The organism is Yersinia rochesterensis, assembly GCF_003600645.1.
GTDB lineage: Bacteria > Pseudomonadota > Gammaproteobacteria > Enterobacterales > Enterobacteriaceae > Yersinia > Yersinia rochesterensis.
The window spans coordinates 2,480,063-2,499,194 of sequence record NZ_CP032482.1 but is presented as its reverse complement, the minus strand read 5'-3'; the positions used below and the strand labels follow the sequence as shown (position 1 = coordinate 2,499,194).

The window sequence follows — 19,132 nt, the reverse complement described above, 5'->3', positions numbered from 1 at the left end:
CGTGTCACTCTCGCGATAACGAACACTGATGGACACTTCAACTAATGACCATACCTCCAAAGGCAGATAAACGCCCTTATCCGATGACGATGCACGGTGATATCCGTACAGATGATTATTATTGGCTACGTGATGATGAGCGCACTGATGCTGATGTCCTGAACTATCTGCAAGCTGAAAATGAGTTCACCGAGTCGGTGTTGAAGCCGCTGCAACCGCTTCGCGAAACTTTGTATCAGGAAATGGTTTCCCGCATTCCGCCCCAAGAAGAGTCCGTCCCCTATACCCGCAATGGCTACCGCTATCAAACACGTTTTGAACCGGGTAATGAATATGCCATTTACGTTCGCCAACCGGTTTGGGCGGATAGCAGTTGGGAAACCTTACTTGATGGTAATCAACGCGCGGCGGAAAGCGAGTTCTACACCTTGGGGGGCCTGGATGTTAGCCCAGATAATCAACTACTGGCAGTGGCTGAGGATTTCTTATCACGGCGTCAATATGATATCCGGGTAAAACATTTACAAAGTGATAGCTGGCAGCAGGAAGTTATCAGCAATACGTCGGGTAGCTTTGAATGGGCCAATGATTCAAAAACACTGTATTACGTGCGTAAGCATGAAAAAACGTTGCTGCCTTATCAAGTCTATCGCCATGTCGTGGGCACTGACCCTGCATCGGACCAGCTGATTTATCAGGAAGCGGACGATACATTCTATGTCGGGTTGGAAAAAACCACATCTGAGCGCTTTATTGTCATCCATCTCAGTAGCACCACAACATCTGAAATTTTACTGTTGGATGCCGATCAGCACGAGCCGCTGCCGCAAATGTTCGCGCCACGCCGCAAAGACCATGAATATGGTTTAGATCACTATAAGCAGCATTTTTATTTACGTTCGAATAAAGATGGCAAAAATTTCGGTCTATATAAAATCGCCGATGCAGCTAAAGTGCCCGTTGATTTCGCTGATGAATCTCAGTGGCTACCCTTAATTACGCCAAGAACAGAGGTTATGTTGGAAGGCTTTAGCCTATTCCGCGATTGGCTGGTGGTGGAAGAACGGAGTGAGGGATTGACGCATTTGCGGCAAATTCACTGGGTCACCGATGAACAGAAGTCGGTGACTTTTGATGACCCTACCTATGTCACTTGGTTGGCATATAACCCAGAGCCAGAAACTGAACTGTTGCGCTATGGTTATTCTTCCCTGACCACGCCAAGCTCCATGTATGAACTTAATATGGATACCGGCGCTCGTCAGTTGCTCAAGCAGCAGGAAGTCAAAAACTTCACACCAGAAAAATATCGTAGTGAGCGGATTTGGGTCACCGCATCGGATGGTGTCAAAGTGCCAGTTTCATTGGTTTATCATCGTGATCATTTTGCCCCAGGCAGTAACCCGCTGTTGGTCTATGGCTACGGCTCATATGGCAGCAGCATGGATCCGGTATTCAGTGGTAGCCGTTTAAGTCTGTTAGATCGTGGTTTTGTCTTTGCACTGGCGCATATTCGGGGTGGTGGGGAACTGGGGCAGCAATGGTATGAAGATGGCAAGTTGCTCAAGAAATTAAACACATTCAATGACTTTATCGATGTTACCAAAACATTGGTTGCCAAGGGTTATGGCGATGCTAATCGTGTTTTCGCTATGGGCGGTAGTGCGGGCGGCTTGTTGATGGGCGTTGTTATTAATCAGGCGCCTGAATTATACAAAGGTGTTGTGGCGCAGGTGCCATTTGTTGATGTGGTCACCACTATGCTGGATGAATCTATCCCTCTGACGACTGGCGAGTATGACGAGTGGGGCAATCCAAATGATAAGGCCTATTACGATTACATGAAGCAATATAGCCCATACGATCAGGTTAAAGCTCAAGATTATCCGCACATGCTGGTAACTACCGGGTTGCATGACTCTCAGGTTCAATATTGGGAACCCGCAAAATGGGTCGCGAAACTGCGAGAAATGAAAACTGATGACCACCAATTATTGCTTTATACCGATATGGATTCGGGCCATGGGGGTAAATCAGGGCGCTTCAAAGCTTATGAAGATATTGCTTTGGAATATGCTTTTATTCTCTCTCTAGCTTGATTCACAAAATCGGTTATGTCAGATAATGTGTCAGGGTATGGCGCATATCTGGCGTAAGGTCGGCAATTGAGGTCAGCATCCAGCGCAGGTAGTCCGGATCTTGCCGGGCTATCTGTTCAATACTTTTTCCACGATATTTCCCGAACTTAAATGTCTGTAACAACAGCGGTTGTTGCGTCATTTCCACCATCTGCTCGGCGTTCCACCCAGAGTCTCGTATGATGCGTTGCAACAGTGCGGCGGTGACATAACAATCATACAAAGCACGATGTGGATAAAGATTATCTGGCACTGAAACATTCAGGCGCAAAGCGTAACGCAGATATTGATTACTGTGCTTAATATCAGGGTAGAGCATACGGGCGAGCTTTAAGGTGCAAATCCATTGACCACCCATCTCCGGTAACACACCGCGGTCAAAGGGGGCGTTATGAGCGACATAATACGGGCTCCCTTGATATTTTCTAACTGCAACGGCAATTCGCGGTTTACCTTCCACCATTTCTTCCGTGATATGGTGAATTACCATGGCATCGAGACTGATTGGCCTGTCTGGGCTAACCAAGTCACTCATAGGGTTGCTCAATAATCCGTCCACCATATCGACAGACGCGATTTCGACAATACCCCCCTCCAAACCACAAGTTTCTGTATCGATGACACGAAAATACATTCTTATTCTTCCCCGTAATACCTAAATATTAGCAACAAAAAACCCGCCTATCGTGGCGGGTTGACTGACGAGACGAAAAGTCCGTTATTCTGCGCTAGTGGAAGATGACTTTTTAGCGCGTTTCTCAGCTTTTTTCTCAGCTGGTGTTTTTAGTGGCTTTTTCTTCGCGTTCTTTTTGCTGTCCATTCCCTTACTCATGGCTTGCCTCTCTTTACCTTCGGTTAGGTTGGTACGCCCACCTATTAACCACCTAATGGGGGGGAGTTGCAAGGGAAGAAAACATGAATATACTTAATTCATTGTTTAATAAGTATATTATTAAATATTAATCTCTCTTGTTATGTTCTGGCACGCGCCATGTTTTGAGCTAAGACCTGAAAATTAATTAAGTTATGGTGTATTTATCACCGGTTGATGGAATTAATGTGCTGATTGGCGTAAATGTAATGTTTTATCGTTGACCCTGCGGGCTGTATAAGCTTTGATAACTTTATTGTCTCAACAAACATGGAAAAATAATGGAACAATTACGTGGGCTTTATCCAGCGTATGAACCTTACGATAGTGGCTTACTAGACACAGGTGATGGTCACCAGATTTACTGGGAACTCTGTGGCAACCCTGAGGGTAAGCCCGCGGTATTTATTCATGGTGGCCCTGGTGGCGGGATCGCGCCTTATCACCGGCAACTTTTCAACCCAAAGAAATACAAAGTATTACTTTTTGATCAACGCGGGTGTGGGCGTTCGACGCCCCATGCCAGCTTGGATAACAACACAACCTGGCATTTAGTTGATGACATTGAACGGCTGCGTGAGATGGCTGGCGTAGATAACTGGTTGATATTTGGCGGCTCTTGGGGTTCGACACTAGCATTGGCCTACGGTGAAACCTATCCCGAACGGGTCAGTGAAATGGTTTTGCGTGGGATATTCACTCTGCGTAAAAAAGAGTTGGATTGGTATTATCAGGACGGGGCTTCCCGCTTCTTCCCCGATAAATGGCAGCGCGTGTTATCCCTGTTAGCGCCAGAAGAGCAGGGCGATGTCACTGCGGCCTACCGCAAGCGGCTGACCTCACCGGACAAAGCGGTACAATTGGAGGCCGCAAAAATTTGGAGCTTGTGGGAGGGAGAAACAGTCACTTTACTGCCAACCAAAAGCGCGGCTTCTTTCGGTGAGGATGACTTTGCTCTGGCATTTGCCCGCATTGAGAATCACTATTTTACCCACTTGGGCTTTTTGGATAGCGATAACCAACTGCTCGATAACGTCACGCGCATTCGCCATATTCCTGCGGTAATTATTCATGGCCGATATGATATGGCTTGTCAGCCACAGAATGCGTGGGATTTAGCAAAAGCATGGCCAGAGGCTGAACTGCATATTGTCGAAGGTGCCGGACATTCCTTTGACGAACCAGGAATCTTGCACCAACTAATTCTTGCAACCGACAAATTTGCTCGAAAATCCTAGCGATTCTCATCGCCAAACTCCCGCAGACCCTGGTGCGGGAGTCTCTTACTCATGACTTCATTTTGGGTTCATACGGCAAGCGAGAGAATTTATTTGATTCACTGCGGTAGTGTGCCAACCGCTGTAAAAAGTATTCACGTAGCTCATCCGGCTGTTCTCGAGCAACCATTTCAGGGATCACCGGCATATTGTAGCGCTCTTTAAATGCAACCCCAGAAGCGGCCAGATCGACATTCATTTTTGCTGTTTCTTCATCAGAAAACTCAGCCAGATTATATCCCATTTTTCCTCTCCTTCGTGGCGCATCGGCAGTTATGGCGCAAAAGGTAATGCAGCTGGCAGATATTGGCAAGAGGCTAATGTACCCTAATAATATCTAATTAAACGTTTTTGCAGTGAGATAATATGACCTCAAAGTCATAAGGTTATTATTTATTGAAATAAACCTCAAATAAGAATCATTCTTTTTAGTATTCTGGTGTTAATGTAAATGATTCTTATAATAATTAATCTCATGTTTAAATTTAAAAAATATCATTAATAATCAGTTGGTTAAGTTATTTTGTGATTTTATTAAATATTAATGTGAATAGGGTGTTCTTATTTTGTTTTTAACTTGGCATAATAAGCTAAGTTAATCGTTGCTTACCTGCATTATAAAAATTAGGGAATTATCATGTTGAAAACAGAAATGGCTCAGAAGCTTAATGAGCAACTGAATCTGGAATTTTACTCTGCCAATCTTTATCTACAGATGAGTGCTTGGTGCAGTGATAAAGGCTTTGAAGGCGCGGCAGCATTTTTAAAAGAGCATTCTCAAGAAGAGATGCAGCATATGCAGCGTTTATTTGAATATCTGAGCGGAACGGGCGCTATGCCGGTATTGGGTACAATCAGTGCGCCGCCGACAGATTTCGCATCACTGGCTGATGTATTCAAACTGACTTATGAGCATGAGCAACTTATTACGACTCAAATTAATGAGCTTGCCCATGTCGCAATGACCACTCACGATTACTCTACATTCAACTTCCTGCAATGGTATGTGTCTGAACAGCATGAAGAAGAAAAACTGTTCAAATCTATTCTGGATAAACTGGCGCTGGTGGGTAATAGCGGCAATTCATTGTTCTTCGTCGATAAAGATCTGAAAACCATGGCTGCACAGAGCCACGTTCAGGCGTAATTTTTTGGCTTGATTTGAACTCGCCGCAGTTTCTATCCACTCTTAGTGGAAATAGAAATTGCGGCTTTTTATTGTCTCTTCGCCATACTCGTCCCTCCCTTTTCTCTTAATTTTATTGTTTCGTGCTAACAACATGTTGTTTAGCTATGGTTTCTCGACTTGCCATATTGAAATCGTTATCATTTGCAACCAAGCTAAAAGCGCTAGCTGAGCTTAATTGCTACTCAACTATTGGTGATATTTCAATCGCCATTCATAATTTGGCGTTTTATTTTGTGCCCTACCTCACAGGTAGTGCAATTGACTGGAAGTGATAGGGGTTCGCGCTGCCAATATAGGATATGGTTGGTAGCAGACAGATTCTTCTCCCCCATCGATTAAGGGATATTATGTTTATTCGCAAAGTACGTTCTTCATGCCGCATGCTTTCGGCACTTATTGTGTTATTTGTTGGGTTATCCAGCCAGCAAGCCTTGGCTCACGCCCACCTGAAAATTGAATCTCCTGCTGCCGATGCGACCATTGGTTCAGCGCCAGAAGCCGTGACACTGGGTTTCTCTGAAGGAATTGAATTGGGTTTCAGTGGAGTGAAAGTGACTGGCCCAGATAAAAATGTTGTCAAAACAGGCGAGCTTAAATTGGACCCGGTCAATAACACACAATTAATCTTGCCGATCGATAGTGCATTGAAAGCTGGGAAATACGACGTTTCATGGCATGTGGTGTCTGTTGATGGCCATAAAACCAAAGGCACTTACAGCTTCACAGTGAAATAATATGTCTCTGGCGACTCTATTCGTTCTGTGTCGCTTTCTGCATTTTTTGGCGGTGATGCTGATGTTTGGCATCAGTGTTTTCACCGCCTTATTAGCACCAGACCGCTTCTCTTCGATACTCAAAAACCGCTTATCGCCTCTCCTTGTCTTCAGTACATTTGTGGGATTAGCCTCCGCTATCGGGCTGCTAGCTATCCAAGCTGGCATGATGGGTGATGGTTGGGCTGATACCTACAGACTAAACGTGTGGTGGGCGGTATTGGGCACCCGTTTTGGTCAGATATGGCAATGGCATCTCGGTTTATCCATATTGAGCATGTGGATAGCTTTGCTCGGCACAATCCGTGTTTATTATCGGCTGATGGTAGGCTGTTCAACGTTGCTATTAGCCAGTCTGGCCTTTATCGGGCACGCGGCGATGCACGAGGGTGTGCTGGGATGGATTCATCAGATCAATCAAGTTATACATCTGCTCAGTGCAGGTTATTGGATAGGATGTTTGCCCGCATTGCTGGTTTGCCTTGCATATACCCGCCATGGTGATGTTAAACGCGAAGCTATCACTACGTTAATTCGATTTTCAAGTTGGGGTCATTTGGCCGTGGCATTGGTATTGTCCACCGGAATTATTAATAGCATTATTATATTGCGTGAGACTTCTTTAACACTGACATCTGTTTATCAGATGCTATTACTCAGTAAAGTAATATTGGTGCTGTTTATGATTGTTATTGCTGTGATTAACCGCTACCTCATTGTCCCTATGTTGCGAAAATTGCCCACAAAAGCCCATTATTGGTTGGTTGTAAACAGCTGTGCTGAAATTATCCTTGGTGCAACGGTACTGCTTTTGGTGAGTTTTTTTGCGACGATGGCACCGATATAATGTGAAGTTATACCTGATAGATAGTGGCAGTAAGCTTGCATCGACGCCTCGATATACGAGAAAATCAAGGCAATCAGTTAATTGAGGATAATTAGAATGAAAGGTTTTGTGCTGACATTATCATTACTGATGTTATCGGTAAACGCTATTGCTGCCGGGAAGATAGTGACCGTCAGTAAGTTTGAGTTTGGCAAACAATGGGCATTTAATCGAGAAGAAGTGATGTTGGAGTGCCGCTCAGGCGGGGCTTTATTTGTGATAAATCCAAGCACATTAGCACAATATCCACTCAATGATGTTGCGACTGAACAGATGAAAGCGGGGCATGTCCTGGCAAAACCGTTAGATATTTTATTATTGGATGACAGTGAGAAACCGGGCCAAAAGATGAGTCTGGAGCCTTTCCAGCAGCGCGCCACGACCTTATGTCAAAAGTAAACTCGAGAATATTGGCGGACACAGATATTTGTCTCTATTTAACAGATAATTACGTTGTTCATTTTATGAACTGACTTTTATCATCCAAACTAGTTTGCAACTGTGATTAATTACTTCTGTTGCTAAGTTGGCGAAACACATGTACTCGACTATTCTTAAAGAGTATGGCTGAGTAAGCCTACGTTAATGCCAACTTTTAGCGCACGGCTCTCTCCCAAGAGCCATTTCCCTAGACCGAATATAGGAATCGTATTCGGTCTATTTTTAATTTGTTGATTTTAATGGTTATTTTTTAGTAAAAACGAAAATACACGAAAATTACACGAATTTTGATATTCGGTCTTTTATAGCATCACGTATAGCGTTTAGCTTCTTTATCACAAACGTCTGCATGACCATCAAGAGTTCTGATAAATGACATAGTGGCGTCGAATTTATCTTCAAGCATTCCACCAAGGCCGTCTAAGGTGTCTTTTACCCGTGTGGCATTACGTCAGCACATATCGCCAGTTAGTCAGATATTGGCTAACCGGTGCTGCCGCTGCCCGTCGGTTGTATCGCCATGTATCGGTAAACAAAGCCATACGCGATGCTATGGAAGCCAGAGAGAAACGGACGCATATCACGCAAGATGCTGTGTTAAATTGGTGGTGGGATATTGCCACGGCCAACGCCAACGAAATTTCAGAGTTTCGTCGTTTATGTTGCCGTCATTGCTGGGGGATTGAAAATAAATACCAGTGGATTAACGAGCAGGAATATCAGGAAGAGTCAGAGAAAAGAACCAATAACGGAAAACCTGCACCACTGGATGATGGCGGTTACGGTTTTGACAGTACGCTCGATCCTAATCCAGATTGCCCACGTTGTAATGGTGAGGGAAGGCAGGGCGCATTTTCATGATTCGCGGGATTTATCGATTTCGGCACGCCGCCTTTATGCCGGTGTTAAGCAAGGCAAGTTTGGCTTAGAAGTCATTACTCGAAATCAGGACGACGCGCTAAAAATGGTGGGTCAGCATTTGGGTATGCTGAAAAATAAGACCGAAATCAGCGGCCCTGATGGTGGTGCCATTAGCCAGGTGAGTTACACGCCAGAAGATTATGCAAAAGTACAGCAGATGTTAGAGGGTAAATTGCCGGGGTTGGATTGAAAACTGACAATCAGACGCGATTGCCAGCTTCACTGTAGGCTTCTTCACGATCCCGTTTACCCACGGCAACCACAAAAACCGTGATTTTTTCGTCTTGCACCTGATAAATCAGGCGGTATCCGGCGCTGCGTAGTTTTATTTTGTAACAATCAGGTAAGTCGCGCAGTTTATTGGCTTCAACGCGTGGATTTTTAATCACTTCGAGCAACTTTTTCTTAAATTGCTGGCGTACGGTATCGCCGAGCTTATGCCATTCCTTTAGCGCCCGGCGATCAAAATCAAGATTATAAGTCATCCAGTGACACCCTGACCGGTTGTGGATTGGCTAAACGTTCTCTGACTACGGCGACCAGTGCTTGATCTTCATCGGTCAGCAACACGGATTTAAAGGGCAGTTTGCCACTTTGTGCCACATATTCCAGTGTCTGGCGCAGCAAATCAGAGGGGGTGACCCCCAGCTTTTCCAGTACCGCATAAGAACGATCTTTTAAGTCATCATCAATGCGAATATTAATGTTACCCATCTTTGAACCTCACTTATGTAATGACATCTGTAATTACAAATGTCATTTTGTCCCTATCGGGCAAAAAGTGCAAGGGGAATAATGGCGATAAATCACCCAACCATGGCGCGATAGCAGGATCACCACATGAGCGATATTCTCGAATGGGAAAATCTGGATTTCCCGTCGCGTGTCGCCCTGAAATCCCGATCGGAAAAATCATTTCTTAATTTCACCCGTATTTGGTTTGAGCTGTTGCAGAGTGACCGGTTATTGGTGAACTGGCATCATAAAATGATGGCCAGCAAAGCTGGATGATTTGGTCAATAACCTACGCGCCCGGCAAGTTCGACTATGGCCTCATCACGTCTGCTGTTGGTTTTGATATAGCGCGGTGCGCAACTGGGCAAACATTTCGCACTTTGGGAGTAAGGTTGGCAATTAGACCAGCCAATGAATTTCCGGCTTTATTAAGGTGCTTGGGATAATATTTTACTTAAATAGCCGTGTATTGGTTTTTGGGAAAAAGGTGAAAATTGTCTCTTGAACAGAACACTGTATCAAGAGACAATTTTTATATTTAGCTATTCGGCAGTATTATTAATACAATGACTGAAGAATATGATTTGCTGCTTCCACTCGGACAGGATTAGGGTAATTTTTATTAGCTAACATCACTATTCCGATCTTCTTCTCTGGAATAAAAGCAATATATGCGCCAAAACCATTAGTACTACCCGTTTTGTGTACCCAAGATGCTGGAACAGCAGAATATGGAGGCATCAATGCGTTAATTTTATGAGGTTGCAAGGCAATTTCATTGCTACTGGAAGCAATGACTTCTTGTGAATTAATAGGCCAGTCATACATTTCCCATCCCAGCCCTTGGAACATGTTCCCTGATCGGTAATAACGTGATTGGGCGGCGATGATGGCTTTCTTTAATTTATCATTATCAGCCAGAAGTTTTTCAGGCTCAATATTTGCCTGCATAAACTTTACCATATCTTGTGCAGTAGATTTTACTCCGTAGGCTTCAGCCGCCAGTACCCCTGGAGTGACACGAACCGGCTGACCGTCTTTATATCCCCACGCGTAGTCTGATTGCATGTAATCGGGAATAGTTATAAAGGTGTGTGTTAACTTTAAAGGTTGAAAAACATTTTGGGTCATATAGTCTTCAAACGACAAATTGCTTTTTTTCACTGCCAGTGTGCCGAATAATCCAATACTGGCGTTGGAGTAGTTTCGCATCACACCGGGTGCCCACTGTGGCTGCCATTGCTGGTAGTATTGCCACAATAGTTTCATGCTAGTGACAGAATCAGGAACTTGAAGAGGCAGACCACCTGCGGTATATGTCGCCAAGTTCAGCATGCTAATATCTTTCCACTGAAGGCCAGTTAGTTCTGGGCTATATTTTGTTGCAGAATCACTTAGGTTAAGAATACCTGTTTGCTCAGCATATCCACCGACTACCCCAGTGAAAGTTTTACTGACTGAGCCAAGTTCGAATAAGGTATTTTCCGTTACCGGGCGGCGATTTTTTATATCGGCAAAGCCATAGTTAAAGAACAAGGGTTTGCCGTCATAAAACACAGCAACGGCCATGCCGGGAATATCTTGTTTTTCAATTAATGGAGTCAGGGTGTTATTGACAATAGTCGCTATCTGCTGTTGTGTGAGAATCTTTTGTTCAGATGCATAAAGAGGCGATGCTGCAAGAGTGGTAAAAATAAAAGAACTGATAATCGAGGTTTTCATTGTGAAGATATCTTCCATGGGTTATTAAATGGCAAACAGTCACTTCTGTCCGTAACTAGTTTAGCTTGTATATTATAACGCACTGTACGCCGTTGACCACTGGTCAGAAAAAGAATAACTGAATTCAAGTTACCACGTAATGGATGCGTTGTTAGCGCCAACCTTTAAGGACTATCTGTGATGTTGGTATTACTCCGCTGTCTCCCAGCTAAGCAGTCTTGTAGAATTTGTAACGTATCGTGGTATAGTCCGATTTTTATGGAAAATTATGCTGACTAACTCATCCATTCGTCTTAACAAATACATTAGCGAGAGCGGTGTCTGCTCGCGCCGCGATGCTGATCGTTACATCGAACAAGGAAATGTTTTTATTAATGGCAAGCGGGCTGCGGTTGGCGATCAGGTATATGTCGGGGATGTGGTGAAAGTTAATGGCCAACTTATCGAACCGCGTGACGAAAACGACTTAGTATTGATCGCATTAAATAAACCAGTTGGCATCATAAGCACCACGGAGGATGGTGAATCCGATAACATCGTTGATTTCGTTAACCATAGTAAACGCGTTTTTCCTATCGGGCGTCTCGATAAAGACTCGCAAGGATTGATCTTCCTGACGAATCACGGCGATTTAGTCAACAAGATCCTGCGCGCTGGGAATGATCACGAAAAAGAATACGTGGTGACGGTTAATAAACCGGTGACTGACGAGTTTATTCTCGGCTTGGGTGCGGGTGTGCCGATGTTGGGAACTGTGACCAAAAAATGTAAAGTGAAAAAAGAAGCCGCCTTTGTGTTTAGCATCACATTAGTGCAGGGTCTTAATCGCCAAATCCGCCGTATGTGTAAGCATTTCGGTTATGAAGTGACCAAGCTTGAGCGCACCCGTATTATGAACGTCAATCTGAAAGGCTTGCCGCAAGGCGAGTGGAGAGATTTGACCGACGATGAACTGACAGAATTATTCAAGCTGATTGAGAATTCGTCGTCTGATGAAAAACCGTCAAAAAAGCCGAAAGTTAAAGTTGCTGCAGATAAAAAAACCGTCATTGTCCGAGCTAAAAACACTGAGAAATCAGAAGGTAACTCTGCTGCCCGTAAGCGTTTCACTCAACCAGGACGTAAGAAGAAAGGGCGCTAATTACGCGTGATTTTTACTCTCCTTGTGGTTAATTAATCGTATTTTTTGTGAACCTAATGGCGTTGTATTTTATAACAACGCCAAATTTTGAGTTATTTTTAGTCGGGCGCTTAATTAAATCAACTTAATGGGATAAACATAGGGAGTAATAAAGACAACTTAATTACGATAGCATTGGCTATATCCAGGAAGAATGCCCCGACCATCGGAACAATAAGAAAGGCTACGTGAGATGGCCCGAAACGATCGGTAACCGCCTGCATATTGGCAATTGCCGTGGGTGTAGCACCTAAACCTAAACCACAATGCCCAGCGGCAAGAACCGCAGCATCGTAATTTTTCCCCATAACCCGGTAAGTTACAAATATTGCGTATAATACCATCAGCAGTGTTTGCGCCAGTAAAATAGCCAACATTGGGAGGGCCAGTGAGGCTAACTCCCATAACTTTAAGCTCATCAACGCTATTGCCAGAAAAAGGGAAAGACTGACGTTACCCAATATAGAGACTGCACGGTCAAATACCTGATAAAACCGAGTGTAAGCGAGTATATTACTGAGAATAACCCCAACAAACAGGACATAAACAAATACAGGTAATTCAAATACTGATCCCGCCAGCAGTTCTCTAATATAGCCACCGACCATCAGACAAATGGTAATCATGGCGATGGTTTCGACCAAAACCAATGAGGTGATCATTCGCCCTGACTGAGGTTTTTCGAAAGTTGTCGGTTGCAACGCATCCTCTGGTCTTCCATTAGGTGTCGCAGAATGTTTAATTAGATAAAGTGCAACAGGCCCGGCGATTAACCCACCTAATACCAAACCAAAGGTCGCGCAGGCCATCGCAACTTCAGTAGCATTAACTAACCCATAATTCTTAACAAACACACTGCTCCAGGCGGCCCCAGTACCATGTCCGCCAGACAGAGTAATAGTCCCGGTCAATAATCCCATTAAAGGTTCCAGCCCGAGCATTTTAGCCATACCAATGCCAATTGTATTTTGTAATAACAACAGACCAATAACGACGACGATAAATTTTATTAATACCTTTCCACCCGCCCTTAAACTGGCGAGATTAGCGTTAAGACCAATTGAGGCAAAAAAGGTCAACATCAATGGGTCACGTAATGACGTATCAAAGTGAGCTTCCCAACTTGTGGTTTGGTGTATAAGTAGAAATATTAATGCAACCAGTAAGCCGCCAGCGATGGGGTCAGGAATGGCATGTTTTTGTAATAAAGGAATTTTTTTGATGCACTGCCTTCCTAGTAATAGAACCAGGCTTGCAGCGACGAGTGTGCTATAAGCATCGAATTGGAGCATTTTTGGAATCCTTTATATGTAAAAGCAATAACCCGTTATTTACGGTGTTCTTTACACATATTCAGATATCGCATGAAGGATGATTCATTGTAAATCTCCTGGTGAACGGATGTTTACTCATTGTTATGGCCTATTTTTTGATAAGTGTTTATATGCCATAATTTAATACTCATATTGCCTTTGATACTTAATTAAAGCGTAGCAGGACTTTCTATTTGATTACTCCTGTCGCAATAATTTTTTTTCGCATAACAGACTGTTTACACAATGAAGAGAGCACGCGGGGTTATGACTGTTGGGAGAGTTAAATTTAGGCAGTAAAACTAACTCTACATGTATTACTCAGATTTATCACTATCAGAGTGGCGGTAGACTTCACCACAAATCAATACTACATCGGGTCTTCTTTGATGAAGACGAGCAGCTACAGCCATACACTCATGGCGTGTTGCGTAAATATCGTCAGTGACGGGCAGAGCCTCGCAAGCATCCATTCCGCAGGTGCTAACCAGTAAAGCAAATCCTATGAGCATATATTCTCCTTATTTATAGGATTTATATGAGTATAGCGTATTTACAGAAGAGGTCGCACACTCGTTTTTATCGAGGCAATAGGCGTTTCCTTGGGAGATGAAAAATCAACCAAATTTGGTAATAGCCACTCCAGCCATAATAATGGCACTGGCTATAAGCCGTAACACCGAGGGTTTTTCTTTTAACATCCAGATAGAAATAATCATTGCAAAGAGGACACTCGTTTCGCGGAGTGCGGCTACCAAGGCAATTGGCGTACTTTTCATGGCCCAAATGACAATGCCATAAGCCAGTAATTGCATGGCCCCCCCGATGATGCCGTGACGCCAATGTTGTCGGATTTCACGAAAAACCACATTGCGATGCAGAACCCAAAGTAGCCCAAACATGGTCATGCCATTGAACATAAATAGCCATAAAATATAACTGAGCGGTTCAATACTGGCACGGCTTCCTGCTCCATCGGATAGGGTATAACAGGCGGTAAATACCGCAGTTGTTAATGCGTAGAGGATGGCCCTGAGATTAAGTTTATTTGGGCCATGGCGACCATCAAATGTCATCATGATGACCCCAGAAACCAAAATAACGGCCCCTAATAAAGCCATTGTTCGTGGGATTTCAGACAAAATTAACCACGACAGCAGGGCGCTTAATAATGGTGCCACACCGCGGGCAATCGGATAAATTTGCCCAAACTCTGCTTGCTCGTAGGCTTTACTGAGAAAGAGGCAATAGCCGGTGTGAAAAGCGACAGACAGGAGTAACCAAGGGATCGCGCTAAGTGAGGGTAAACCAACAAAGAAAATACCAAAAAATGAGATGACACCGGAAAAAAAAGCCATTACCGAAATGGCCACTAAACGGTCAGCACCAAATTTGACTAAAGCATTCCAGCTAGCATGCAATAACGCCGCACCCAATACCGCAATAAATATTTCCGTGCTCATCCCATCCCCTTATTTAGGCGTATTAGTTTACCTTGGATGGCTTTGTTTGGCATGAAAATTAGTGGTGTAAAATCAAATAGGATTTTTAACATTAGGATTAGAGGCGTTTAAGATTTAATGAAAAGGAGTATATATGCCGAGCATCCTCGATATAAAAAGGTATTGAAAATGAGACTGAATAGCGTTGCGGCTAGTGCTTCCTAAAAAAGCGGTATTTTGGCATTATATCGGTATGCAGTGTTTTTTAGGATGAGTGATGAAACAGTTCCCGTTTGATAAACGTTACGAGATTGAAGATGCCAACGGTGTTGTTGAGTACTATATTGACGGCGATGAGTATATTCGTGGTCAGGATGGTGTGCCGGGTTATCGAATTGCAGGTTATGAAGTGTACGAGCATAATGCTGAAGCTAAACTCGCAGGTTTCCTGGAAGGGAAACATATCACAACCCCGGATGCGGATATTTTGCTGACGATTTTAGATGATACACCCGCAGAAGATTAATCTTCGTTAGTGTGTTTTTCGGCTCTGGGCTGCGATATAAATGTTATTCGCAGCCTATGTACAGGCGAGAAGTAGCACATGAGATAGGTTTGAGGGCATAAGGCATATGGTTGCTCAATTTACTATGGAAAACATTGTCGGGCTGATTTTGGTCATCAGTTGCATCATTGCCTTATTAATTGTCTCAGTGTGGGGAATGAGACGGCACCATTCTCGTTATAGGTTTATATTACAATTTGTAAGCTTCCTGCTGTGGTCTGTCATGGTAATTGTGGTGGGAAAGATCATCAATAATGTACTTGTTGACATAAAGATAAACTTTATCACGCCCAAGACAGTTAATTTTATCTGTATGTCAGTTATCCTGCTGATGTTGATGCGTAGGATGTTTGTATTATTTGATGTATTGGAAAAGCGACAGGTGGCAAAAGGGAGTGATATCACCAGCGCTAAAATCATCTCGCGCATGCTGAAAATTACCTTCGTGGTGGTGGTCGTTCTACTCTATGGTGAACATCTGGGCATGAGTTTTTCCGGGCTAGTTACCTTTGGCGGTATTGGGGGGCTTGCTGTCGGTATGGCTGGAAAAGATATTTTGAGTAATTTCTTTTCTGGCGTGATGCTTTATTTTGATCGCCCTTTTAATATTGGAGACTGGATACGTTTACCTGATCGCCATATTGAGGGTGTTGTTGTTGAAATAGGTTGGCGGCTGACAAAAATAATGACGTTTGAAAATCGTCCACTGTATGTTCCTAACTCCATATTCACCGATATTAGTGTTGAAAACCCCGGACGCATGACCAACCGCAGAATAAAAACCACTCTGGCGCTGCGTTATGAGGATGCGGATAAAATAGGAATAATTGTGGATGAAATGCACAATTTTTTAGCCAATAATGATGATATTGATCAGCAACAGACCTTATTGGTCTATTTCAATGGGTTTGGCGAGTCTTCTCTCAATATTATGGTTTATTGCTTTACTAAGACCAAAGTATGGGCTGAATGGCTGGCAGTTCAGCAAAACTGTTATTTGAAATTTATCGATATAGTGCATCAGCATGGCGCAGACTTTGCTTTTCCCAGCCGAACACTTTATATCGAAAATAATACAGAGCAACCGGAAACTTCAGCGAACAGTAAAATCGATTAACGTCATCTTTTAGTAATAACCTGGTGGAGCCACTATGAATCAGCAAGCCATTACGTTGTATACAGGTGCGGATTTTTTCAGCCCTTAGGATGGTCGGAAGAATTTATTCAGTGAATGGTGCATTGCAGATACTGATTTGGCGTTAATGCTTAACCGGCTGGCGCTCAATAGTGACGAACTGCCGGCATATTTGCGTAAGTATGCAAGTTATCAATGGCAACGGCCTTCAGTACAGCAATGGCGTGCGTTGTCACAAAAATAGTGAATCCCAGACGGTGGGGAGAAACTCTTGAAACCAGCATAGTACGGCTGGTTATTACTCTAATCCCTCACAGTAACAGTGGCTTAATCGGTAGCTCGGTTTTAGGCGATTGTCATGAAAATAATATAAAGTTAGTGAGTTACCTATGGCCGAGTTGCTGGAAAAAATAATGATAAAAAGTGGGAAGTTAATACGTGTCTCGGTGCTACTGACGGGCTTTTTTTTATTAGGCGCTTGTAGTCAATTACCCAGAAATCCAGTACCTGTGGCGCTAATGCCGGAGGCCGAAATCCCTGGAATGCCCAATATTCGCGCGGGAGCCGGGCATATTAGCCCAATATTTGAAGCTGATTTACTGCAATCCTATCAAGATGAGCCGAAAGAGATGTTCCACGTGGCTGATGGAACTCATGTTTATCCTCATTTAGCTTTATCAGGCGGAGGCCCTAATGGCGCCTTCGGTGCCGGTTTTTTGAATGGCTGGACTAAAACGGGCAAACGGCCGGTTTTTAAAGTGGTGAGTGGGGTATCAACCGGCGCCCTGATCGCGCCTTTTGCCTTTTTAGGCAGTGATTATGACCAGGCGCTGCATGACTTTTATACTACGACGACCACCCAAGATATTTTCCATTTGGATAATCTGCTCTTTCGTCTATTTTTCCGCGAGTCATTGGCGGATACCAGTCCATTATCTCAGCTCATTGATGGTCATATAACACCTCAATTACTGAGTGAAATAGCCAAGGCCCATCAACAAGGGCGGCGGTTGTATATGGGCACGGTTGATCTTGATTCGCAGCGCTTTATTGTGTGGAACATGGGGATGATTGCCACGAAAGGGACTCCGGAAGCTTTAATATTATTCCGTAAAGTGATGCTTGCTTCCTCCTCCGTCCCCGTCGCTTTTTCACCCGTATTTTTTGATGTGGTGGCTAAAGGTAAACATTATGATGAAATGCATGTCGATGGCGGTGTTGCGGCGCGAGTTTTTTACAATGGTGGGGTATACAGTTCCAAAGTGGTGCGTGCCAGAGCGGGCTTAGCCGAGAGTAAAGAAGATATTTATATTATTCACAATGGTCAGCTAGGCCCACAACCGGCACCCACCCCGCGATTGGTCCGAAATATTGCTTTGCGCACGCTGGATTCAACCAGTAAAGCGGCATTAGTCGGCGATTTATACCGAATTTATGCTTTCTCATTGGCTGAAAAATCAGGATTTCACTGGATAACTATTCCACCGGATATTGATATTAACGGCGCAGAGATTTTTGATCCGGTGAAGATGGAGCATTTATATCAGGCGGGTTATGCCGAGGCTTTACAGGGGCCTAAGTGGGCGTTACGGCCGCCGGGTGCTATTGAGATGGGGACCTTATTGCAAGATGCAATCTCTAACGCGAACGTGGCAACAGACTCACATTAGACTGAATATAACGACATCTGGCTACATCTGGCTAAATAGAGGCAGCGAGCCATCAACAACTGCGGCACCGATATAAATAATAAAAAGTGAATAGAGAAAGAAATTACTGATCATTTGATACCTCGGTTACCTACGCGAGTAAAACATGTGACCATGTCAGATCCATTACACTATAGACTTTAATTGAATAAAAAGCGCACAGCAAATGAATAAATAATGAATTTATTGTGACTGATTTGCGACAAAATCGACTTTTTTTAGAAAATATCGAGATTGCAGATCAGACTTTTCGGGCCAATAAGCGCATGGGTCAAACGAGCTAGAGGTAAGAGTCACTGATAATATTTGTTGGATTTCGTTTTTTATCAATCGGTTAGCCTAAATAGAAAACAATTTAAGCAGCATACGAGCAGAGAGAGTGAGATTGTGCTACACTATGCGACCGATAATCAAGGATAAAACATGAAAAAAGTCTCAATCATTGCTCAGTGCTTAATAAACGCTAAGAGTTTCAGTGAGATGTCCGAAGCTGAATCCTCGATAAAAAAGGTTTTCAACGACAGTTATTCCGATCATTCGTTTGATGAATGGAATACGGATGTTTCTACGTTGAGTGCGAACCGTATTATCAGCCTGGTTGCTGGTGCTTCCAAGGTTCGGGTCAGAGGGTTGATCCAAGAATTATGGAATCACTGATCCCAGACCAAGGGTTTCCAATAACCTGCCTACCATTTCACTACGCCAAGCATGCCAGCCATGCAGCGTGGTGAATGTTTCCCCCTCGTATCTTTCCATTTTCTGCTTGTTTCTTTCCATTGTCTCCTGCAAAACCGGTTATTTCCACTGAGTGAGATCTCATCCGGTAAAGATAATC

20 protein-coding genes and 2 pseudogenes are annotated in these 19,132 nt (G+C 43.7%); 14 read left to right on the top strand and 8 right to left on the bottom strand.

Annotation, left to right across the window (positions count from 1 at the left end; genetic code table 11):
* The first annotated feature begins 44 nt into the window (after positions 1-44).
* Positions 45-2,099, top strand: a complete 2,055-nt coding sequence (locus DXZ79_RS11745) for a S9 family peptidase (protein ID WP_038632426.1) — start codon at positions 45-47, stop codon at positions 2,097-2,099.
* 13 nt (positions 2,100-2,112) lie between these two features.
* Here the strand turns inward: DXZ79_RS11745 and exoX are convergent, their stop codons facing one another.
* Positions 2,113-2,772 (bottom strand): exodeoxyribonuclease X, encoded by a 660-nt coding sequence (gene exoX / locus DXZ79_RS11740; RefSeq protein WP_038632427.1) that lies wholly within the window; start codon positions 2,770-2,772, stop codon positions 2,113-2,115.
* 518 nt (positions 2,773-3,290) lie between these two features.
* Here exoX and pip point away from each other — a divergent pair.
* On the top strand, positions 3,291-4,247 hold the full coding sequence (gene pip, locus DXZ79_RS11735; protein WP_038632429.1) for a prolyl aminopeptidase: 957 nt from the start codon (positions 3,291-3,293) through the stop codon (positions 4,245-4,247).
* Positions 4,248-4,296: 49 nt separating this feature from the next.
* Here the strand turns inward: pip and DXZ79_RS11730 are convergent, their stop codons facing one another.
* Entirely contained in the window at positions 4,297-4,530 is a 234-nt protein-coding gene (locus tag DXZ79_RS11730; RefSeq protein ID WP_038632437.1) for a DNA polymerase III subunit theta, read from the bottom strand.
* Positions 4,531-4,923: 393 nt separating this feature from the next.
* On the opposite strand from DXZ79_RS11730, the gene ftnA reads away from it, so the two are divergent.
* From ftnA to DXZ79_RS11700, 5 genes and pseudogenes are all read left to right on the top strand, one after another.
* The gene (gene ftnA / locus DXZ79_RS11725; RefSeq protein WP_038632439.1) at positions 4,924-5,433 is read left to right on the top strand and encodes a non-heme ferritin; all 510 of its coding nucleotides are present in this window, start codon (positions 4,924-4,926) and stop codon (positions 5,431-5,433) included.
* 389 nt (positions 5,434-5,822) lie between these two features.
* Complete coding sequence (yobA, locus tag DXZ79_RS11720) at positions 5,823-6,209, top strand: CopC domain-containing protein YobA (RefSeq protein WP_038632441.1); 387 nt, start codon at positions 5,823-5,825, stop codon at positions 6,207-6,209.
* Position 6,210: 1 nt separating this feature from the next.
* Positions 6,211-7,095, top strand: a complete 885-nt coding sequence (gene copD / locus DXZ79_RS11715; protein WP_038632443.1) for a copper homeostasis membrane protein CopD — start codon at positions 6,211-6,213, stop codon at positions 7,093-7,095.
* 96 nt (positions 7,096-7,191) lie between these two features.
* Positions 7,192-7,533 carry a YebY family protein gene (locus tag DXZ79_RS11710; protein WP_038632445.1) on the top strand — a complete coding sequence of 114 codons (342 nt, stop codon included), beginning with the start codon at positions 7,192-7,194 and terminating at the stop codon, positions 7,531-7,533.
* A gap of 537 nt (positions 7,534-8,070) precedes the next feature.
* Positions 8,071-8,686: pseudogene (locus DXZ79_RS11700) on the top strand (terminase small subunit); the annotation flags it as partial.
* 10 nt (positions 8,687-8,696) lie between these two features.
* On the opposite strand, the gene DXZ79_RS11695 reads toward DXZ79_RS11700, so the two are convergent.
* Both DXZ79_RS11695 and DXZ79_RS11690 read right to left on the bottom strand, forming a co-directional pair.
* Positions 8,697-8,981 (bottom strand): type II toxin-antitoxin system RelE family toxin, encoded by a 285-nt coding sequence (locus DXZ79_RS11695; RefSeq protein ID WP_038632447.1) that lies wholly within the window; start codon positions 8,979-8,981, stop codon positions 8,697-8,699.
* Positions 8,971-9,210: a type II toxin-antitoxin system RelB/DinJ family antitoxin gene (locus DXZ79_RS11690; RefSeq protein WP_012105237.1), complete on the bottom strand. Its 240-nt coding sequence runs from the start codon at positions 9,208-9,210 to the stop codon at positions 8,971-8,973. The genes DXZ79_RS11695 and DXZ79_RS11690 overlap by 11 nt, the downstream gene beginning before the upstream one ends.
* Before the next feature lie 126 nt (positions 9,211-9,336).
* Between DXZ79_RS11690 and DXZ79_RS11685 the strand changes: the two genes are divergently transcribed.
* Positions 9,337-9,507, top strand: a complete 171-nt coding sequence (locus DXZ79_RS11685; RefSeq protein ID WP_187142909.1) for a hypothetical protein — start codon at positions 9,337-9,339, stop codon at positions 9,505-9,507.
* A 282-nt stretch (positions 9,508-9,789) separates the two neighbouring features.
* Here the strand turns inward: DXZ79_RS11685 and ampC are convergent, their stop codons facing one another.
* The gene (gene ampC / locus DXZ79_RS11680; RefSeq protein WP_072088959.1) at positions 9,790-10,953 is read right to left on the bottom strand and encodes a class C beta-lactamase; all 1,164 of its coding nucleotides are present in this window, start codon (positions 10,951-10,953) and stop codon (positions 9,790-9,792) included.
* 268 nt (positions 10,954-11,221) lie between these two features.
* Here ampC and rluF point away from each other — a divergent pair, with 268 nt between their 5' ends.
* Positions 11,222-12,094, top strand: coding sequence for a 23S rRNA pseudouridine(2604) synthase RluF (gene rluF, locus DXZ79_RS11675; RefSeq protein ID WP_038632453.1), 873 nt, complete (start codon positions 11,222-11,224; stop codon positions 12,092-12,094).
* A gap of 119 nt (positions 12,095-12,213) precedes the next feature.
* Here the strand turns inward: rluF and gltS are convergent, their stop codons facing one another.
* The 3 genes from gltS to DXZ79_RS11660 all read right to left on the bottom strand — a co-directional run bounded on the left by gltS (position 12,214) and on the right by DXZ79_RS11660 (position 14,909).
* Positions 12,214-13,425: a sodium/glutamate symporter gene (gltS, locus tag DXZ79_RS11670; protein WP_120011286.1), complete on the bottom strand. Its 1,212-nt coding sequence runs from the start codon at positions 13,423-13,425 to the stop codon at positions 12,214-12,216.
* A gap of 338 nt (positions 13,426-13,763) precedes the next feature.
* Positions 13,764-13,958 carry a hypothetical protein gene (locus DXZ79_RS11665; RefSeq protein WP_038632469.1) on the bottom strand — a complete coding sequence of 65 codons (195 nt, stop codon included), beginning with the start codon at positions 13,956-13,958 and terminating at the stop codon, positions 13,764-13,766.
* A 105-nt stretch (positions 13,959-14,063) separates the two neighbouring features.
* Positions 14,064-14,909 carry a DMT family transporter gene (locus tag DXZ79_RS11660; protein ID WP_038632471.1) on the bottom strand — a complete coding sequence of 282 codons (846 nt, stop codon included), beginning with the start codon at positions 14,907-14,909 and terminating at the stop codon, positions 14,064-14,066.
* Between the two features lie 256 nt (positions 14,910-15,165).
* Here DXZ79_RS11660 and DXZ79_RS11655 point away from each other — a divergent pair, with 256 nt between their 5' ends.
* The 5 genes and pseudogenes from DXZ79_RS11655 to DXZ79_RS11635 all read left to right on the top strand — a co-directional run bounded on the left by DXZ79_RS11655 (position 15,166) and on the right by DXZ79_RS11635 (position 18,954).
* A complete protein-coding gene (locus DXZ79_RS11655; RefSeq protein WP_038632472.1) occupies positions 15,166-15,414 on the top strand; it encodes a hypothetical protein in 249 nt (82 codons plus the stop codon).
* Positions 15,415-15,520: 106 nt separating this feature from the next.
* Entirely contained in the window at positions 15,521-16,570 is a 1,050-nt protein-coding gene (locus DXZ79_RS11650; protein ID WP_038632473.1) for a mechanosensitive ion channel family protein, read from the top strand.
* Positions 16,571-16,658: 88 nt separating this feature from the next.
* Positions 16,659-16,832, top strand: a pseudogene (locus DXZ79_RS11645) (glutathione transferase); the annotation flags it as partial.
* A 169-nt stretch (positions 16,833-17,001) separates the two neighbouring features.
* Positions 17,002-18,258, top strand: coding sequence for a patatin-like phospholipase family protein (locus DXZ79_RS11640; RefSeq protein ID WP_042562619.1), 1,257 nt, complete (start codon positions 17,002-17,004; stop codon positions 18,256-18,258).
* A 462-nt stretch (positions 18,259-18,720) separates the two neighbouring features.
* Positions 18,721-18,954, top strand: a complete 234-nt coding sequence (locus tag DXZ79_RS11635; RefSeq protein ID WP_038632477.1) for a hypothetical protein — start codon at positions 18,721-18,723, stop codon at positions 18,952-18,954.
* The last annotated feature ends 178 nt before the right edge of the window (positions 18,955-19,132 follow it).

Excerpts from the sequence above, each read along its gene's own strand:
- DXZ79_RS11695 (WP_038632447.1), bottom strand. The coding sequence starts at position 8,981 with ATGACTTATAATCTTGATTTTGATCGCCGGGCGCTAAAGGAATGGCAT.
- DXZ79_RS11655 (WP_038632472.1), top strand. The coding sequence starts at position 15,166 with ATGAAACAGTTCCCGTTTGATAAACGTTACGAGATTGAAGATGCCAAC.
- DXZ79_RS11665 (WP_038632469.1), bottom strand. The coding sequence starts at position 13,958 with ATGCTCATAGGATTTGCTTTACTGGTTAGCACCTGCGGAATGGATGCT.
- ampC (WP_072088959.1), bottom strand. The coding sequence starts at position 10,953 with ATGAAAACCTCGATTATCAGTTCTTTTATTTTTACCACTCTTGCAGCA.
- DXZ79_RS11710 (WP_038632445.1), top strand. The coding sequence starts at position 7,192 with ATGAAAGGTTTTGTGCTGACATTATCATTACTGATGTTATCGGTAAAC.
- copD (WP_038632443.1), top strand. The coding sequence starts at position 6,211 with ATGTCTCTGGCGACTCTATTCGTTCTGTGTCGCTTTCTGCATTTTTTG.
- DXZ79_RS11635 (WP_038632477.1), top strand. The coding sequence starts at position 18,721 with ATGAAAAAAGTCTCAATCATTGCTCAGTGCTTAATAAACGCTAAGAGT.
- pip (WP_038632429.1), top strand. The coding sequence starts at position 3,291 with ATGGAACAATTACGTGGGCTTTATCCAGCGTATGAACCTTACGATAGT.
- yobA (WP_038632441.1), top strand. The coding sequence starts at position 5,823 with ATGTTTATTCGCAAAGTACGTTCTTCATGCCGCATGCTTTCGGCACTT.
- DXZ79_RS11730 (WP_038632437.1), bottom strand. The coding sequence starts at position 4,530 with ATGGGATATAATCTGGCTGAGTTTTCTGATGAAGAAACAGCAAAAATG.
- DXZ79_RS11660 (WP_038632471.1), bottom strand. The coding sequence starts at position 14,909 with ATGAGCACGGAAATATTTATTGCGGTATTGGGTGCGGCGTTATTGCAT.
- exoX (WP_038632427.1), bottom strand. The coding sequence starts at position 2,772 with ATGTATTTTCGTGTCATCGATACAGAAACTTGTGGTTTGGAGGGGGGT.
- ftnA (WP_038632439.1), top strand. The coding sequence starts at position 4,924 with ATGTTGAAAACAGAAATGGCTCAGAAGCTTAATGAGCAACTGAATCTG.
- gltS (WP_120011286.1), bottom strand. The coding sequence starts at position 13,425 with ATGCTCCAATTCGATGCTTATAGCACACTCGTCGCTGCAAGCCTGGTT.
- DXZ79_RS11650 (WP_038632473.1), top strand. The coding sequence starts at position 15,521 with ATGGTTGCTCAATTTACTATGGAAAACATTGTCGGGCTGATTTTGGTC.
- DXZ79_RS11745 (WP_038632426.1), top strand. The coding sequence starts at position 45 with ATGACCATACCTCCAAAGGCAGATAAACGCCCTTATCCGATGACGATG.
- DXZ79_RS11690 (WP_012105237.1), bottom strand. The coding sequence starts at position 9,210 with ATGGGTAACATTAATATTCGCATTGATGATGACTTAAAAGATCGTTCT.
- rluF (WP_038632453.1), top strand. The coding sequence starts at position 11,222 with ATGCTGACTAACTCATCCATTCGTCTTAACAAATACATTAGCGAGAGC.
- DXZ79_RS11685 (WP_187142909.1), top strand. The coding sequence starts at position 9,337 with ATGAGCGATATTCTCGAATGGGAAAATCTGGATTTCCCGTCGCGTGTC.
- DXZ79_RS11640 (WP_042562619.1), top strand. The coding sequence starts at position 17,002 with ATGATAAAAAGTGGGAAGTTAATACGTGTCTCGGTGCTACTGACGGGC.